At 42.9% G+C, this 15855-nt stretch carries 17 protein-coding genes; 10 read left to right on the top strand and 7 right to left on the bottom strand.

The window, feature by feature from the left end; translation table 11 throughout:
• Positions 1–116: 116 nt before the first annotated feature.
• Genes EHO59_RS01980 through EHO59_RS01970 form a run of 3 tightly spaced genes read left to right on the top strand, consistent with a single transcriptional unit; the run spans position 117 to position 2840 of the window.
• Positions 117–1145, top strand: coding sequence for a synaptic vesicle VAT-1 family membrane protein (locus tag EHO59_RS01980; protein ID WP_135584238.1), 1029 nt, complete (start codon positions 117–119; stop codon positions 1143–1145).
• On the top strand, positions 1142–2077 hold the full coding sequence (locus EHO59_RS01975) for a polyprenyl synthetase family protein (RefSeq protein WP_135584236.1): 936 nt from the start codon (positions 1142–1144) through the stop codon (positions 2075–2077). The genes EHO59_RS01980 and EHO59_RS01975 overlap by 4 nt, the downstream gene beginning before the upstream one ends.
• Positions 2058–2840 carry a TlyA family RNA methyltransferase gene (locus EHO59_RS01970; protein WP_167882052.1) on the top strand — a complete coding sequence of 261 codons (783 nt, stop codon included), beginning with the start codon at positions 2058–2060 and terminating at the stop codon, positions 2838–2840. Before EHO59_RS01975 ends, EHO59_RS01970 begins: the two co-directional genes overlap by 20 nt.
• A gap of 7 nt (positions 2841–2847) precedes the next feature.
• Here the strand turns inward: EHO59_RS01970 and EHO59_RS01965 are convergent, their stop codons facing one another.
• Entirely contained in the window at positions 2848–4425 is a 1578-nt protein-coding gene (locus EHO59_RS01965) for a flavin-containing monooxygenase (protein WP_135584232.1), read from the bottom strand.
• 273 nt (positions 4426–4698) lie between these two features.
• Between EHO59_RS01965 and EHO59_RS01960 the strand changes: the two genes are divergently transcribed.
• The gene (locus EHO59_RS01960) at positions 4699–5223 is read left to right on the top strand and encodes an LA_3696 family protein (RefSeq protein ID WP_135584230.1); all 525 of its coding nucleotides are present in this window, start codon (positions 4699–4701) and stop codon (positions 5221–5223) included.
• Positions 5224–5282: 59 nt separating this feature from the next.
• Here EHO59_RS01960 and fcpA read toward each other — a convergent pair whose 3' ends face one another.
• Positions 5283–6200, bottom strand: a complete 918-nt coding sequence (gene fcpA, locus EHO59_RS01955; RefSeq protein ID WP_135586418.1) for a flagellar coiling protein FcpA — start codon at positions 6198–6200, stop codon at positions 5283–5285.
• 355 nt (positions 6201–6555) lie between these two features.
• Between fcpA and zapE the strand changes: the two genes are divergently transcribed.
• The 4 genes from zapE to EHO59_RS01935 all read left to right on the top strand — a co-directional run bounded on the left by zapE (position 6556) and on the right by EHO59_RS01935 (position 9912).
• Positions 6556–7410, top strand: a complete 855-nt coding sequence (gene zapE / locus EHO59_RS01950) for an AFG1/ZapE family ATPase (RefSeq protein ID WP_135586416.1) — start codon at positions 6556–6558, stop codon at positions 7408–7410.
• Positions 7410–7862, top strand: coding sequence for a 2-amino-4-hydroxy-6-hydroxymethyldihydropteridine diphosphokinase (gene folK, locus EHO59_RS01945; RefSeq protein WP_135584228.1), 453 nt, complete (start codon positions 7410–7412; stop codon positions 7860–7862). Before zapE ends, folK begins: the two co-directional genes overlap by 1 nt.
• Before the next feature lies 1 nt (position 7863).
• Positions 7864–8664 carry a 3-methyl-2-oxobutanoate hydroxymethyltransferase gene (gene panB / locus EHO59_RS01940; RefSeq protein WP_135584226.1) on the top strand — a complete coding sequence of 267 codons (801 nt, stop codon included), beginning with the start codon at positions 7864–7866 and terminating at the stop codon, positions 8662–8664.
• 105 nt (positions 8665–8769) lie between these two features.
• A complete protein-coding gene (locus EHO59_RS01935) occupies positions 8770–9912 on the top strand; it encodes an N-acetylneuraminate synthase family protein (RefSeq protein ID WP_135584224.1) in 1143 nt (380 codons plus the stop codon).
• A gap of 38 nt (positions 9913–9950) precedes the next feature.
• Here the strand turns inward: EHO59_RS01935 and EHO59_RS01930 are convergent, their stop codons facing one another.
• Positions 9951–10298 (bottom strand): Hpt domain-containing protein, encoded by a 348-nt coding sequence (locus EHO59_RS01930; RefSeq protein WP_135584222.1) that lies wholly within the window; start codon positions 10296–10298, stop codon positions 9951–9953.
• 154 nt (positions 10299–10452) lie between these two features.
• Here EHO59_RS01930 and lpxA point away from each other — a divergent pair, with 154 nt between their 5' ends.
• On the top strand, positions 10453–11232 hold the full coding sequence (gene lpxA, locus EHO59_RS01925; RefSeq protein WP_135584221.1) for an acyl-ACP--UDP-N-acetylglucosamine O-acyltransferase: 780 nt from the start codon (positions 10453–10455) through the stop codon (positions 11230–11232).
• Positions 11233–11313: 81 nt separating this feature from the next.
• On the opposite strand, the gene EHO59_RS01920 is transcribed toward lpxA, so the two are convergent.
• Positions 11314–12078, bottom strand: coding sequence for a M15 family metallopeptidase (locus EHO59_RS01920; protein WP_135584219.1), 765 nt, complete (start codon positions 12076–12078; stop codon positions 11314–11316).
• Positions 12079–12280: 202 nt separating this feature from the next.
• Between EHO59_RS01920 and EHO59_RS01915 the strand changes: the two genes are divergently transcribed.
• A complete protein-coding gene (locus tag EHO59_RS01915) occupies positions 12281–12619 on the top strand; it encodes a TIGR04452 family lipoprotein (protein WP_135584217.1) in 339 nt (112 codons plus the stop codon).
• A 69-nt stretch (positions 12620–12688) separates the two neighbouring features.
• Here the strand turns inward: EHO59_RS01915 and recG are convergent, their stop codons facing one another.
• From recG to EHO59_RS01900, 3 genes are read right to left on the bottom strand one after another with little or no spacing between them, the layout of a single operon-like run.
• Positions 12689–14803, bottom strand: a complete 2115-nt coding sequence (gene recG / locus EHO59_RS01910) for an ATP-dependent DNA helicase RecG (RefSeq protein WP_135584215.1) — start codon at positions 14801–14803, stop codon at positions 12689–12691.
• Positions 14784–15179, bottom strand: a complete 396-nt coding sequence (locus EHO59_RS01905) for a hypothetical protein (protein WP_135584213.1) — start codon at positions 15177–15179, stop codon at positions 14784–14786. Before EHO59_RS01905 ends, recG begins: the two co-directional genes overlap by 20 nt.
• Positions 15176–15853 (bottom strand): hypothetical protein, encoded by a 678-nt coding sequence (locus EHO59_RS01900; RefSeq protein ID WP_135584211.1) that lies wholly within the window; start codon positions 15851–15853, stop codon positions 15176–15178. The genes EHO59_RS01905 and EHO59_RS01900 overlap by 4 nt, the downstream gene beginning before the upstream one ends.
• Positions 15854–15855: the final 2 nt, after the last annotated feature.

Here is a 15855-nt window from a genome sequence, read left to right as displayed (position 1 = left end):
AGGACGGGAAGGAGACTTCCCGTCTTTGGCTTCTAATCTTCTTTTGCAGATTAAAGAATTCCGAAAGGGAAAGTTTTTTTCTTTAAGGATGGGAAAAGAAGAAGCAAAATGCCCTCATGATCCGCTCCGTTTATCGAGTCGATACAAAAGGCTCCCTGGATTCCTTGGAAAGAAGAGACGAGGAACTTCCCCCACCTCAAGACAATGAAGTAACAGTAGAGATCCGAGCTATCGGATTGAATTTCGCCGATATTTTTGCCATACAAGGGTTGTATAGCGCGACTCCCAAAGGTTCTTTCATTCCTGGTTTGGAATATTCAGGCAGGATCATTGCTGTCGGCAAGAAGGTGAAAAACTTTCGTAAGAACGATAAGATCATGGGAGTCACTCGCTTTGGCGCGTACACAGATTATCTTAATATAGATTCTAGATATGTTTTTCCGCTTCCTTCTAAATGGAGTTATGAGCAAGGCGCCGGTTTTCTGGTGCAAGGTCTGACTGCGTATTATGCTCTTTTACCTTTAGGTGATCTGAAGAAGGGCCAGAACGTTCTTATTCATAGTGCTGCCGGTGGAGTGGGGATCTATGCGAATCGGATCGCAAAGAAATTCGGAGCCTGGACTCTCGGAACAGTAGGAAATCATTCTAAAATCTCTCTCTTGGAGAAGGAAGGATACGATGCTTGGATCATTCGCTCTTCTCGTTTTCCCGAAGAATTAAAATCAGCTTTGGGTGGAAGAGAATTGCATTTGGTCTTGGAATGTATTGGCGGCAAGATCTTCAAGGCTAGCTACGAAACTCTGGCTCCTATGGGAAGAATGGTGGTCTATGGATCCGCTTCTTTCATGAGCCAAGGCGATCGAGTCAATTGGCTCACTCTCGCTTGGCGTTATCTGACTCGTCCTAAAGTGGACACTCTAGAAATCGTATCCGATAATAAGGCAGTGCTCGGATTTAATTTGATCTGGCTTTATGAAAAAGTAGAAGAATTAACTACCCATCTGAAAGGTTTACTAAAACTCAATTTGGATCCTCCTCATATTGGTTCCGTATATCCTTTCGTGGATCTTCCCGATGCAGTTCGGCATTTTCAAACTGGAAATACTACCGGGAAAGTTGTGATCACAGTCGATCCTGTCAAATGACGAACCAAACCCAAGTGTCGGAACTTTCTTCTCAATTGAAACGATCCAAAGAACGTTTCGAAGAATATCTGGAGAAGGATGCATATCCTCAGTTCAAAAAAGATTCTGCAACGGAACTCGCAGATGCAATGGAGTACAGCTTAAGAGCTGGAGGAAAAAGATTAAGACCGATCCTAGTCTTTGCCTCTTACGGAAAAATCAATGAAGACTCTTTAGCTATTGGGGCCGCGCTCGAATTCATTCATACATATAGTTTGATCCATGATGATTTGCCTAGCATGGATGATGATGATTTCAGAAGAGGCAAACCTTCTCTTCACAAACAATTTTCCGAAGCCACTGCAATTCTTGCTGGGGATGCATTGCAAGCCTACGCATTCGGTTGGTTGTCTAAAATTGAATCTTCCGATCCGAATTTACATAGAGATCTACTTTTACTTTTAGCAGAAGGTGCCGGAGCTCCCGGAATGGTATCGGGGCAAATGTATGATCTTCTCTTGGAGAGAAATCCAAGTTCTTTAGTAGGAAGCAAAGAAGAGTTACTCGTTAAGACTCACAGAATGAAAACAGGAGCTTTGATCGGTGCTTCTTTCTTAATGGGAAATCGTTTGAGATCCGACTTTCAATCCAGAAGTAAAATAATCCAAGAATACGGGACCAAATTAGGCTTATTATTTCAGATCACAGATGATATTCTAGATATTGAAGGAACAAAAGAAGATTTGGGAAAGACTCCTGGCAAGGATGGAAAGTCGGGAAAAATCACGTATCCATCTCTTTACGGAATGGATGCTTGCAAACAGATGGTGCTTACGTTAGTCTCCGAGCTTGAAACCTTAGGATCCGAAATAGATGGAACCTCTCGCGATTCCTCCGAATTCTCGGACTTCTTCGTTTCCTTACCTGCGAACATTGGCAAAAGAAAAAATTAGGCTAGATGAATTACTGCTAAAGAAAGGCCTAGCGGAAGATATTTCCAAGGCTCGCAGTCTGATCTTATCCGGTTCCGTTCTAGTGAATGACAGAATGGTGGATAAGGCAGGTCTTTCCTTTCAAGAATCTGCAGAGATTCGAATCCGAGATATCATTCCCAAATATGTAAGCCGTGGAGCTTATAAACTCAAATCCGCGATCGAAAAATGGAGCCTTGATATCAAAGGAAAACTCTGTTTAGACTGGGGGGCTTCCACAGGAGGTTTCACCCAAGTCCTATTGGAAGAAGGAGCCGAATTCGTTTTTGCCTTCGATGTAGGCTACGGTCAGATGGCATCCAAGGTTGCGATGAATCCTAAGGTAATCGTAAGAGATCGCTTTCATATCAAGGATACAAGTTGGAAGCTCTTAAACGAACTTTGGTCCCAGAAATCGGAGAAGCAATTTCCGAATGAGATCTTCTTGGTCATAGATCTGAGTTTTATTTCTCTCGAAACTGTTCTTCCTACCATTGCTAGACTCAAACAAGAAAGGCCTACTATCCATTGGAAAGTAGTGAGTCTATTCAAGCCCCAGTTTGAGGCGGAGCCCAGATATCTGGACAAAGGAGTATTAAAAAATCCTTATGTTCGTTCTCAAATACTTCGTTCTTTTATCCGGTTTTTGAGAAAGCATATCGGCGGCAAATTCGTAGGAGTAGGGGAATCCCCGATCACCGGGAGAGACGGCAATCGGGAAATTTTGGTATATTGGACTCTATAGATCCTTTTCAGCCGAAGGTTGCATTTAGAGCCATAGAAAATCTGGAGCCTAAGCCTGGCTTCTTTTCCTTTCCATCGATACGAACAAACTCATAGTCTCTAGGACGCAAGAAGAATGTCCTTGCCTTGAATTCGAATGTGAACCCGGGCCAAAGAGTCGTATTCCTTCCAGAGCTTGTATTGTACCAGCTCACACAACCTCCCGTAGTCCAAACCGAACGACTCAGGCGATCTTGGATTTCTGCGTTGAAGTGGTCCTGCACATCCTTGCGAACGTCGATGAATTTCATATTCTTCTTCCGAAGATAACGAATTCCTTGCAGAGTGTATTGCACTTGGGATTCGATCATAAGGATCATGGAGCTATGACCCAAACCGGTATTCGGTCCTACGATCATGAATAGATTCGGAAAACCTGAGATGGTGGTTCCTAGATAAGCTTCCGCTCCATCTTCCCAAACGTCCGCAAGTAATTGGCCGTTTCTTCCGCGAATCTCGAAAGGGGAAACTGCTTCTGCCGCTTGGAAACCTGTGGCAAAGATAATCGCATCTACTTTGTGTTCTTTTCCGTCCTTGGTCTTGACGCCGGCCGAGGTAATCTCTTCGATCCCGTCGGTGACTAGTTCCACATTCTCTCTGTTCAAAGCAGGATAGTAGTCGTTGGAAAGAAGGATCCGTTTGCAACCGATAGTATAGTTCGGAGTCAACTTCTCTCTTAATTCAGGATTCGGAATGCTTTTAGCAATGAAGTTCTTCGCAAATTTCTCAATGATCTTCATTAGCTTCGGATTGATTGCGAATGCGATCACTCCGATCTCGTTTATCCAATAGATTGCCTTTCTAAATAACCAACGAAGAGGAGGAATGAACTTAAAGATTCCCTTGATCGAACCTCCGATCTGAGCATCCGGTTTTGGAATGATCCAAGGAGGAGTTCTTTGAAATAGTTTTAACTTACCTACAACTGGAGCGATAGTAGGGACGATCTGAATCGCACTTGCTCCGGTTCCGATCACAGCTACAGTTTTTCCTTCTAAGTTATAGTTATGATCCCATTTTGCAGAGTGGAATTTAGCTCCTTTGAATGTATTGATCCCTTTAATATTCGGAAGTACAGGGCGACTTAAGCCCCCGGTTCCGCTAACAACCGCTTTCGCTTTATACACTTCTCCGTTTGCTGTGCTGATCTCCCAGATCCCTAACTTTTCATTGAAGCGGGCTCCATTTACTTCCACATTCGTATGAATATGGGATCGAATCCCAAAACGATCTGTGCAATCGTTCATGTAATCCAAGATCTCTTTTTGTGGCCCGAATAATCTAGACCAATTTGATTTGGGTGCGAAGGAGAAGGAATATAGATGTGATTGTACATCGCAAGCTGCTCCCGGATATGTATTATCTCTCCAGGTTCCTCCGACTCCATTCCCTTTTTCTAAAATGACGAACGAGTTGATTCCCGCCTGTTTTAAGCGGATTCCCATGCAGAGTCCTGCAAAGCCGGTCCCAATAATGAGCGCATCTAAAACTTTTTCTGCATGTGCTGTTTGGTTCGTGCTCGGTCTTTCTAATGTCTGAGCTGCCATTCTGATTCTCTCCTCTAAAGATCTTATCCGAATTTCTTTCGGGGTTCGTTCGAGAAAGAGGATAACCGGTTTCGAAATTACAATCGTCCGATCTTAGGATTTACGACCGGAATTTATATACAGATTCCGGAATAGATCAGTTTGTTTTGTTTCGGAATGACATTTCCTCCTTGCTACTTAGGAAATCCCCAAAAATGAGAACCACTTTTCCTATTACGGACCCGCGCTGTTAGAGCGAAAAGCTTGAAAGACCTTAAAACGGAAGGTAGCGTTATGCGACCAAAGGAAATATTCGTCGTTCCGAAGGAATTAAGGGATAGCCTGGGAGAAGCAGGAACGGAAGCCTTAGTCGGCTTGTTGAACCAAACCCAAACAGGAGGCAGGAAATTTATGGAAGAAACAATCTCAGAAAGATTCGAAAGAAGGCTCGTTGAGGAAACCGGACAGCTTCGTTTGGAGCTACGGGACGAAGTTGCAAAACTTCGAGGCGAAATGGCGGATTTCAAGTTAGAAATAAAACAAGAACTCCAAAACGAAGTAGGAAAACTCCGCCAGGAATTAACCGACTTTAAGCTCGAAGTAAAAGAGGAATTCAAAAGGGTATGGATTGCGATCGCAGAGCTTAAGGCAGAAATGCATGCAGGATTTGCAAAGATCCAAGAGCAATTTACGGAAGTATATAAAGAACTCGCTGAAATCCATAAGTCGATCAACAACCAAACCAAATGGATCATTGCCGGAGTGTTCGGCGCAGTCTTTCCTATCTATTTAGCACTGATCAAATTAATGTACCAATAAATAAAAAAACCCCGGTTTTGAAGCCGGGGTTTTTTCCTACATTGAATAAAAGGGAGGGATTAAGGGCGAACCGAAATCACTTCGTCTTTGTTAATCAAAGCAACGATGTGTTTGTATTCCGGAGAATCCTTTCCGTATTTCAACTCGGTTGCGCGTAGAAGGTGAATGTTCTTCTTGTGACGGAATTTGAACATTTGGTCTTCGCTCGCTCCACCGTATTTCTTGATCATGTTTTCTTCGAAAGCGTAGCAGCTTGCAAGATACTTGTGAGCTGGGTATTCTTTCTCGTTTTCATTAACCTCGATGTAGAGCTCCAGTATAGGAATACACTGAGGTAAGTTTTGTAGATCATATTCAGTAACAATCCAAGATCTATACACATCGGAAAGAAGTCTCTTAAACTCGGCACGCTCGCGCAGGTCCGGGTTCTTGATCTCGTCCAAGTGGTTAATAGCCTTGGTGAAATAATTCAATGCTTGTTGTTTTGCTTCCAGTTTTTGACGGGAAACGACGCGATCTTCGCGAGCTTTACGGTCGACCTTTTGCCAGTACCATTTCTCGTCTAGACGCTTCTTCTCCGCCTCTTCTTTACGGTATTGCTCAACAGCTTCCCTCATCTTGAGGACGGTATTCACTCCGGATTGATAGCTAGTCAGGGCCAGGCGGAACTTGTTGTTCGCGAAAGCCTTAGAAAGCTGATGGAGTTCTTGGAAGTTCTTGTCATAACCTTTGAAGTCAGGGTTCTTCCAGATCGCTTCCTGCTCCTGGATTTCTTTTTTGCGTTTTTTAGCTTCTTCCGTTAGATTCTTGTCATCATCTTCCGGAACTAGCTCGCCTTTCAGCAGTTCATCGATCTTATCGGCTGCCGCCTTGGCATCCGTCGTGTCCTGCCCCCCGCCTTGTTGGTTCTGTGCGAACAAGGAGAGGTTGAGTCCGACCACGGCCAGAAGAACGAAAATAGTCTTCATCACCTTCATAGTGCTCACACCTGTGCCTTCTCTATTCAAAGATAGGATTTAGAAAGAGGACAGCAAGGTCCCTTTTCTTCTGTTTAACTATCGGTTACCTATTCACGGATATAAACCCGGATTAGAAAAAATTTCCCTTTTTTATAGAATAAGCGACATAAACGTCCAACCTTTTTTTGCGGTCGTTTTCAGGGAAACTCGATAGTTTTCCGCTCATTCATTCCCCGAAGAATTCCGGAAAACTCTTCCAGGATCACTTTAGAAGGGGAACTTGTCAGCAGATTTTTATGATCTCTCGGAAATGGCGAAAGTGGAGATTTCTTTCTTTCTCTTCCTTCCCTTTCTCGCAGTTTGGACTCAAAGCATGAACTTAAAAAATTTAACTCCGATCCGAGAAGGTTCTCCCACTTGCAAAATTTGTGAAGGAGTCGGTTTTCTTTTAGAAGAGAACGTGAAAAATTCCAGCTCCGGAGTTCTTGTGCTTTGTTCCTGCATCGGAGATTCCTGCAGGACCTGTGAGTCTAAAGGGCGAGCTCCCTTTATGGTCTATGACGACAGTCAAAATCGTATGATGCCTTGCGTTTGTCACAATGCAAGGATCGAATTGGATCGGGTTGAGTTCCTGACTCGTAAGGCGGCAATTCCTCCGCGCTATAAATATAGGACCTTGGACAGAATGGATACTACGGAACTTTCCTTTTTGATCGCTCATGACTGGGCGGATGAGATCGTAAAGAAATGGAATGAACTCGGAAAGTCCGCGCAAGGGCTCTATCTATGGGGAGGCACCGGCTCTGGTAAGACGCTTCTCGCATGTGCAATATTAAACGAACTCATTTTAAGATATGGGCTCGAATGCAAATACGCTAAGATCAATCGCGACTTTCTTTCTACGATCAGAGACAGTTACCAAAAAGAAAGTGAACTTCACGGGATGGAACAAACCATTAAGAAGCAGTTCACCGATGTAGAAGTTTTAGTATTGGATGATTTCGGTGCAAATAAGGAATCGGATTGGGCAAATTCGCAATTGTACGATTTGATCGATGCTCGTTATGAAGAAGAGAAGGTCACCATTCTTACTTCGAACATTTCTTTGGCGGATTGGAAAGATAAAGCCGAGGGAAGGATTTTTTCTCGTTTAATGGAAATGACTAAAGAGATCCATTTGGATTGTCCGGATTATCGTTTGAGTCATTCGGTTCACGGAGTCGAATAATGGAAAAGAAGGAACATATCTCCATTCTTTCTCTGGGAACGAACTTAGGTAAAAGAGAAGAATATCTTTCCGATGCTGTAAGTAGGATCAGTTCTCATCCGGAGATTAAACTGTTAAAACAGGGAACTCCGATGAATACCGAAGCATTGGAAGTAACCGACCAGCCCGATTTTTTAAATCAGCTTGTAAAGATCGCTACTACCTTGGCTCCAAAGGATTTATTGGAAGTTCTTTTGAATATAGAGAATGAAATGGGTAGAGTGCGGACTAGAGACAAGGGTCCTAGGATCATCGATATAGACATTCTTACGTACGAAAAAATTAGAATGCATGAGAAGGGATTTCATCTTCCTCATCATAGTTTGTTCACGCGTCCTTTTATATTAGAACTTTTAGATGAACTCGGAGAATCTTCTGTGATCGAAGACTTCCCCGCACCCGCGGAGGGATAAGATGAGAGACGTAAGTAAAATATTCCCGAAAGGAAAAAAACCTTTTGAGAAGAAGATCTCGGTCCTTACTTGCTACGACTTCATGATGGCTCGGATCCTCGAAGATTCTGGAGTAGATTGCATTTTGGTAGGAGACACTCTCGGAGTCGTCTTCCAAGGACAATCCACCACTTTACCGGTCACTTTGGACGAGATGATCTACCATGCGAAGGCAGTCCGTAGAGGGGCGCCCGATACTTTCATCACTGTGGATCTTCCTTTTTTATCCTACCAAGTTTCTCTCGAGGAAGGAATTCGCTCTGCCGGAAAGGTCATGAAGGAAAGCGGATGCGACGCAGTGAAATTCGAAGGAGGAGGTCCTGAAATTCTAGAACTTATTTATAAGTTGGAAAGGATCGGGATTCCCGTAATGGGACATATAGGTCTCACTCCTCAGTCGGTGAATGTTCTTGGCGGTCATAAGATCCAAGGTAAAGCAGAAGAAGATAAGTCCCGTTTGCTAAGCGAAGCCAAGGGAATCTCGGACGCGGGCGCCTTCTCCCTGGTTTTTGAATTAATGCCTTCTGCTTTATCAAAGGAGATCTCCGCTTCGGTCCCAATTCCGACAATCGGGATAGGTGCAGGAGCTTATACTGACGGACAAGTTCTAGTAATTTACGATTTTCTGGGATTGAATAAGGGCTTTCGTCCTAAGTTCTTAAAAACTTACATGAATGGATACGAAGAAGTCTCGAACGCAGTCAAAAATTATATTCAGGAAGTGAGAAACGGAAGTTTTCCTGGCCCGGAACATTCTCATTAAATCTCTTTTCTTGCGGATTTCTTGACGTTCCGTGTGTAACCGAAAGGTTGGAGAGAGAATCGATCCTGATTCGAAAATCTTCGAAAGAGAGGAGAAAGCGGCTACGTGGACATAGTAGAACTCGAGAAAGGATACCCGGAAACCGAAGCAAAAATAAAGGCTCTCGCCACCGAATGCGGAAACGCGACCGAAATTATTCGCGGAGCCGTAGTCTCGGACACGATTCATTTCATAGGAGATACTCGTAAGATCTCCGACAAAGAAGGTTACGTGAAAGAACTTCCAGGCGTGACTAGAATTTGGAACGTATCCCTTCCTTATAAAAATATCGCACGTACCGCTGCCGGAAAGAACGGAGAAGTCGTTCATAGAGAGAATCGCATTGTAGAGGTTCCCGGCCAAGACGGCTTGGTCCGTAAATTCGGAACAGGAAAACATATCTTCGTAGTCGGTCCTGATTCTCCTCAGACCTACGAGCAAACCATTACTATCGCAAAGCAAGCAGTGGAGCTTGGAAAGAAATATGGGATCCTAGATCGTATTATCTTTCGAGGCGGAGCATTCAAACCTAGAACTCGTCCAACCGATTGGAGAGGAATGGGCTGGGACGGAATTAAATTACTCGATCGAGTAAAAGAAGAAACCGGTCTTCCTTATGTAACTGAAGTCATGGATCATACCATGGCAGAAGAAGTTTCTAAGCACGCGGATATGATCCAGATCGGAACTCGTAACGCTCAAGACTTCGAATTATTAGAAGCGGTTGGACGCACAGGAAAACCTGTGATCCTGAAAAGAGGTTTCGGGAACGAAGCGATCGAATGGTTTTCTGCTGCAGAATACATTGCTAATCAAGGAAATTTGAATATAGTTCTTTGCGAAAGAGGAGTGAAAACTCTCTTCATTAAAGAAGGATATTGCCGTAACACTCCTGATTTGAACGTGATCACTCACGCTAAGAACCAAACGATTCTTCCTGTAATCTTTGATCCTAGCCATGTTGCGGGAGACGATAAGATCGTAGTTTCGAATCTTTTGGCTTCTCTTCCTTTCAATCCTGACGGATCGATCACTGAGACCTTGCATGAGGAAGGATTCCGTAAGGAGCAGATGTGCGATGCAGCTCAGGCTTTATTGATGTCTCTCTACGATAAGACTGTAGAAGCGATCCTTACGTATGAGGAAAAGATTAAGCCGATCACTGATAAAGTGGATTCTTATTTTTTGGAGCGTAAAGGGAAGAAGTGATCTTTCCCTTTATGGTAACTCGGATCTAAGAAGAAATTTTAATCCGGAAATTTGGGAGCCAGTTCCTTTTTGGTCTGCTCCCAAAGACTTGGAAGTTCTTCGCAAAGTTTAACCGTCGCGTCTAAGTTTCCCGCCTTCAAATTCGATTCTGCTTCCGTTACAGTTTTTTGCATGCCTGCCAATCCGAAGTTAGCGGCGACTCCTTTAGTCTGATGGAGTTCAGCTTGCAATTCGCTGGTCTTTCCTTCTGTTGCAAAAGTCTTAATATTGTCTAAACGACTGTTCATGTTCTTGCGAAGAGAGCGAACCATGTCTTCGAGCCAAATTCTGTCTTCTTCGTCATCACCTTGTTTGAGTGAATCTAAACGAGACCAATCTATCAGCATATTTCTCTCCTTTCCGAACCGCGTTTGGCAAACAGACTTCGCATAGGAAAATTCGACCAGATTTCGGATCGATTACCGACCCCAATTATTTCTAGCTTGAATAAAAAATCCACGTCGATTTTCGTATTATCGAAGATTTAAGAGGCGAAACTTAATGAAAATTCACCCAACAGCCATAGTCGATTCTAAAGCAGAATTGCACGAATCCGTCGAAGTGGGAGCATATTCCATCATAGAAAAGGATGTGGTAATCGGCGAGGGAACAGTGATCGAGACAGGAGCGAGAATTTTCGCAGGAACTCGATTCGGCAAATTTAACAAAGTTCATCACGGAGCCGTGATTGGTGTAGGGCCTCAGGACTTAGGATTCGATCCGAACACTGCAAGTAAAACTATCATCGGCGATAATAATACGTTTAAGGAATATTCCAATATTCATAGAGGAACGAAAGTAGATTCTCCCACCGTCATCGGAAACAGGAATTATGTTATGGGGAATGCTCACGTAGGTCACGATTGCATTCTGGGCGACGACAATATTTTAACTCACGGACTGGTGCTTGCCGGACACGTGACTGTTGGAAACAAAGCGTTTATCTCCGGTTTGGTCGCTGTTCACCAATTTTGTTTTGTTGGTGATTACGCGATGATCGCAGGTTGTTCTAAAGTAGTCCAAGACGTTCCACCGTATGCGACTGCAGACGGAAATCCATGCACTATCATCGGACTGAATACTGTGGGATTAAAAAGGGCAGGATTTTCACCTGAACTCCGTACCGCGATCAAGAACGCATATAAGACTATCTATCACTCTGGAATGAATTACAGAACGGCTTTAGAAGAATTGGAAAAACAATCCAATAATCCTAAGGAAGTTTTGGACATTATCAACTTCTTCAAGAACAGCGATAGAGGAGTGATGAATCATAGATAATCGCCACTCCAGAGTATTATAGGATTCTAAAATACTTTAGCTAATAAGACCGGATTTCTTGAGATAAGGATCCGGTCTTTTTTATTTGATCTTTTCGCAATCTGGATTGATCGAAGTCACATATTCTAAAGGAAGATTTCCCAGGACTTCGGAGCCTTGGAACTTACCGGAAAGTTTGAGCTGTCCGTTTTTATAAGTATTTACCCAATCTTTTTGAAATCTGTTGGAGAGAGGAGCGTAGGACCAGTGCCATTTCTCCTCATTGTAACCCTTATTTCCTCGATCCTGTTTGGGAGTATATGGCTGGCAAAAGCCGAATTTATGAGCGTTCTCCTTCATCCAATTATAGAAGACTTCTCCTTTTCCACCCTTCTCAAAATAAGAATTTTCTAATGCATTAATGTCTATGTCAGTTCCCCAATGATGGCGAGAAGTGCCTGGAGCACTGGAAAATTCTAGGATCAAAGAGACGATTTGATTCGGAGTTTTGCCTGTAACAGGCTCTCTCATCTTCTTCTTGCCGGAATATTTGTCTTCCCAGATGGATTTTTGGTCGGAATAAGAACGATACGCGGACACTATAAATGGAGCCTGTCTCTCTTCCGGATGGGCCTTTTTATATTCTTCTTTCAACTTTAAAAAAGCAGCCTTAGTTTCTTGGCGCAGGAAGAATTGTCTTGGATCTCCCGGATTGGAATAAAGAACCAATGCTTTCTCTTTTGGAAAATCTCCCATTAGATAAGAAAGGTTAGGCACTCCTTGGTATGTTTCTTCGTTGGATTGAGAGAAAATAGAATCGGTCGCTAGATAAAAAAACAAAAAGACTAAGAGGACTTTGGACGGCATTTTTCCATATTCTTTCTAAGCGATTCTTGGAAAAGGGATTTTCGCCCTTATACTTAAAGAGAGGCATCTGATTTTATCCGTTTATATCTTTGGTATCGAGATCCTAAAAACTCCGAATTTGGATTGCATTCTATTCGAAATTAGATTGAACTTAGCCTTCAATTGGAAATTTTTTGTAAAAAACAAATAGGGAGAACCCTAGATGAAAAAAATCATCACTCTTCTTCTGCCCCTGACTCTGATGTTAAATTGTGTTCTGTTTGATAAGGTAGGCTTATCTTATCCGGATACAGTGAGTGGAACGGAAGCTAAGAACATTATTCTTACTAGCGCTGTCATAGGATCCGCTACAACCGGCTTCTCAGTACTTTCTATTCTCGCTCCGCAACTTGCGAAAGTGGAGAATGACAAATACTATACCAAATCGGATGTGGACGCTTGTGCAAACAACGCGCTCATCTTTAACTTATTAACTGTGGACTTAGGCGGTTATAGCTGCAATTTGCAGCCTAGAGCGACTATCATTCCTTATATTTACTAATCCTAATTTAATTAAGGAATATGAAGCCTTTGGTCTGCCATTATTCGGCAGGTCAGAGGCTTTTTCTTTTTAGTTAGAGAATAGAAGTGCGCCTTCCGAGAATCTTTGAGCGATCTCTGATTTTTCTAGATCGCCTAGATTTCCGAATTTCTCTGCATCTTCTCTGGAGATTTCGATCCAATCCCTGTCTTCTCTAAGATCTGCAATCTTGAAATCTGGGAGTCCGCTTTGTCTGACTCCTAAGAGTTCTCCTGGACCTCTTAATTTTAGATCCGCCTCGGAGAGAAAGAATCCATCGTTGGAGTCTACTAATGCCTGGATCCTGTATCTCGCCTCTTCTGTGATCTTTGCATCGGAAATGAGGATACAAAAACTCTCATGGATTCCTCGTCCCACTCGGCCTCTTAACTGATGGAGTTGAGAAATCCCGAAACGGTCCGAATGTTCTATAACCATGACAGAAGCGTTAGGAACATCCACGCCTACCTCGATTACAGTGGTGCTCACTAAAATCTGGATCTCGTTTTGCTGGAATAATTTCATCACTCTGTCTTTTTCAGACGTGTCCATTTTGCCGTGTAGCAATCCTACTTTGAACTCAGGAAAGATATCTTTTCTAAGAGTTTCATAGGCTTCTATACAGGACTTAAGATCCGATTTTTCGGACTCTTCTACCAAAGGGTAGACAATATAACATTGTCTGCCTTGGGTCACGTATTTCTGGATGGATTTATAGACTCCTGCTCTTCTATCTTCGGTAAACCAAAGTGTCTTGATCGGAATTCTTCCTGCTGGTCTATTCTTTAATGTGACTAGTTCTAAATCTCCATACAAAGTAAGACAAAGTGTTCTCGGGATGGGAGTTGCAGTCATGGCAAGGATATCCGGATTTTTTCCTTTGGATCTGAGAGTTTCCCTTTGTTCTACTCCGAATTTATGCTGCTCGTCTATGATTACAAGTCCTAGGTCTTTGAACTCTACATCTTCCTGGAATACGCTATGAGTTCCTATGATAAATAAGGATTCTCCCGTTTTGATCCGAAATATTTTTTCTGCTCGGTTCTTTTTAGGTTCTTTCCCCACTAAAAGTTCTATTCCGAGAAAAGGCATATTTCCTAAGAAGTTCATTATAGTTTGATAATGTTGTCTGGCGAGGATTTCCGTAGGAGCAACCATGCAAACTTGAACATGATTCTCCGTATAACGAAGAGCGGTCAATAGTGCGACTAAAGTTTTACCGGAACCGACGTCTCCTTGCAAAAGGATTGCCGCAGGCGTATCCGATTTGGTCCATTCGTTTATTTTTGCGATGCTTTCCTTCTGATCATTTGTAAGTTCAAAGGGAAGATTCGAAATCAAATTCTTTGCGATCTTGGATTCGGGCAAGGGCCAAAGTATTCTGGGAACCTTGGCTCTCTGCGACTTTTTGTATTCGATGAGAAGATTAAAATAATATAATTCTTCGTATTTGAACCTTGTTCTTGCTCTGCCTAAATTCTCGTCTTCTTTCGGAAAATGGATCTCCACATAGGCGTTATAACGATCCATTAAACTTCTTTTTTTCAACACTTCTTGGGGAAGGATCTCCGGTATCTTACCTTCTAAAGTTCCCAATGCATAGTGGATCAGCTTTCTTAACTCTCGAGAATTGATATGCTCATCCCTCATCGCTTCCGTAGTAGGATAGAGGGGAATGATCCGTCCCGTATGAATGCTTTCCGGTAGATCTTCTTCTGAAATGTCCGAATTCCCGCCTTGCGAGAGGACTTCGTAATCCGGATGAATGAGTTGGAATCCTCTGAAATATTCCAGTTTTCCGGTGACTGCGACAAGTATCCCGGATTGAAATATTCTGCGGAAAAATTGAATTCCTTTAAAGAAAACTAAACTGATCGGTTCGTTGTTCTTTGTTTTGGCAGAGACAACGAGCCTGGATTTTTTTCCGTGAGCCAGATAGGAATCTATGACTTCTACGATCAGAGTTACTGACTCACCTTGCTTTAGAAGAATGTTTTCGGTGAGATTTCGATCCAAGTAACGACGCGGAAACCAACTCAAGAGATCCTGAAGAGTCTTGATTCCCACGGACTCCAAGACTTCTTGTTTCTTGGGGCCAACGCCTTTTAGAACAGCGATAGAACTATGTAAGCTTAGATTCTTTTTTTCAGAGACCGAGTTCTTCATCCTGGACCGGTTTCGGTGCGGGGGAATTTTGAAACATTCCTTCCGGAGCCGAACTCGAATCATCCAATCCTAAGTAACAATAACGGCAACCATAAATCCTGGCCTGTCGTTTTGCTCCCGGAGTTGCGGGCTCAAAAAGTACTGCATATAGATATTCCTGTTTCTCCAAGAAGCGACCGCATACCGGACAAAGCCTTGGCCTTGGCAAATTCGGATCCCAATTTCCTCCATAGACTTTTCTAGGGTCTCCGTAGTTTTTGTCCTTCGGCTTCTTGGATTCCTTTTTATCCAATCTCTTGGTATCCACCGAATATAAAACATGGAAGAAGAGTGCAGCAGCTCCCAATGCTGCGACTAAGGTAAGAAAGGTGATCATTGTTCTAGATAGTCCTTGATCTTCTCCGCCATAGAACCGGGCAAACGGATTCCTTTGTCTGCAAGTCTTCCCGCATATTTATGGAAAGAGTAAGTGTGCTGAGAAGATTTGATAATTCCTTCGAAACATTCTTCTAGAGAGTCCGAGATCTTTTCCCAAAGAGGAAGATTCTCTGCGATCATATTCTCGTATTTATGAAGCAGCCTTCGATTCACTCCTCTACAGATGGATCTGTAAAAACAAAATCGGATCAGTATGGGGGATTCTCCGTTCTTTTCTTTGATATCTCTTTCTAATTGGTTGAGATTGATGCTATCTACGATCTCTAATTTGTATGCCTGGGAGTTGTGCTCGAAGGTGACCAGATTCAAGAACATATGCTTAAAGAGGGAGATCTTATAGCAGTTTTCTAACCCGCATTCTCCCATTTTTCCTTCCTCACATCGAGTATACATGACAATGTCAGTATCAGAATCGTGGGTTGCTTGTCCGAAATTCAAGGAGCCTAGTATATCGAAGGCAACCTCGTCTCCTTCGTAATTGATGAGCTTGCTGAATTTTTTGAAATCCTCTATCCTCTCTCTGGAGACATGAGTCTCGTGAGATCTAAAGAATTTCTTTAGACCAACGAATTTGATGATATGAGAATTCGATCTAAGCTTTGGAAGAGTCATAC

This window comes from Leptospira semungkisensis (assembly GCF_004770055.1).
Lineage (GTDB): Bacteria > Spirochaetota > Leptospiria > Leptospirales > Leptospiraceae > Leptospira_B > Leptospira_B semungkisensis.
This window is presented reverse-complemented; position numbering and strand designations above follow the sequence as displayed.

Bases quoted from the DNA above. Each gene is read 5' to 3' on its own strand.
- folK (WP_135584228.1), top strand. From the start codon at position 7,410: ATGGAAAAGAAGGAACATATCTCCATTCTTTCTCTGGGAACGAACTTA.
- EHO59_RS01965 (WP_135584232.1), bottom strand. From the start codon at position 4,425: ATGGCAGCTCAGACATTAGAAAGACCGAGCACGAACCAAACAGCACAT.
- EHO59_RS01930 (WP_135584222.1), bottom strand. From the start codon at position 10,298: ATGCTGATAGATTGGTCTCGTTTAGATTCACTCAAACAAGGTGATGAC.
- EHO59_RS01900 (WP_135584211.1), bottom strand. From the start codon at position 15,853: ATGACTCTTCCAAAGCTTAGATCGAATTCTCATATCATCAAATTCGTT.
- EHO59_RS01980 (WP_135584238.1), top strand. From the start codon at position 117: ATGATCCGCTCCGTTTATCGAGTCGATACAAAAGGCTCCCTGGATTCC.
- zapE (WP_135586416.1), top strand. From the start codon at position 6,556: ATGAACTTAAAAAATTTAACTCCGATCCGAGAAGGTTCTCCCACTTGC.
- panB (WP_135584226.1), top strand. From the start codon at position 7,864: ATGAGAGACGTAAGTAAAATATTCCCGAAAGGAAAAAAACCTTTTGAG.
- lpxA (WP_135584221.1), top strand. From the start codon at position 10,453: ATGAAAATTCACCCAACAGCCATAGTCGATTCTAAAGCAGAATTGCAC.
- fcpA (WP_135586418.1), bottom strand. From the start codon at position 6,200: ATGAAGGTGATGAAGACTATTTTCGTTCTTCTGGCCGTGGTCGGACTC.
- recG (WP_135584215.1), bottom strand. From the start codon at position 14,803: ATGAAGAACTCGGTCTCTGAAAAAAAGAATCTAAGCTTACATAGTTCT.
- EHO59_RS01975 (WP_135584236.1), top strand. From the start codon at position 1,142: ATGACGAACCAAACCCAAGTGTCGGAACTTTCTTCTCAATTGAAACGA.
- EHO59_RS01960 (WP_135584230.1), top strand. From the start codon at position 4,699: ATGCGACCAAAGGAAATATTCGTCGTTCCGAAGGAATTAAGGGATAGC.
- EHO59_RS01915 (WP_135584217.1), top strand. From the start codon at position 12,281: ATGAAAAAAATCATCACTCTTCTTCTGCCCCTGACTCTGATGTTAAAT.
- EHO59_RS01905 (WP_135584213.1), bottom strand. From the start codon at position 15,179: ATGATCACCTTTCTTACCTTAGTCGCAGCATTGGGAGCTGCTGCACTC.
- EHO59_RS01920 (WP_135584219.1), bottom strand. From the start codon at position 12,078: ATGCCGTCCAAAGTCCTCTTAGTCTTTTTGTTTTTTTATCTAGCGACC.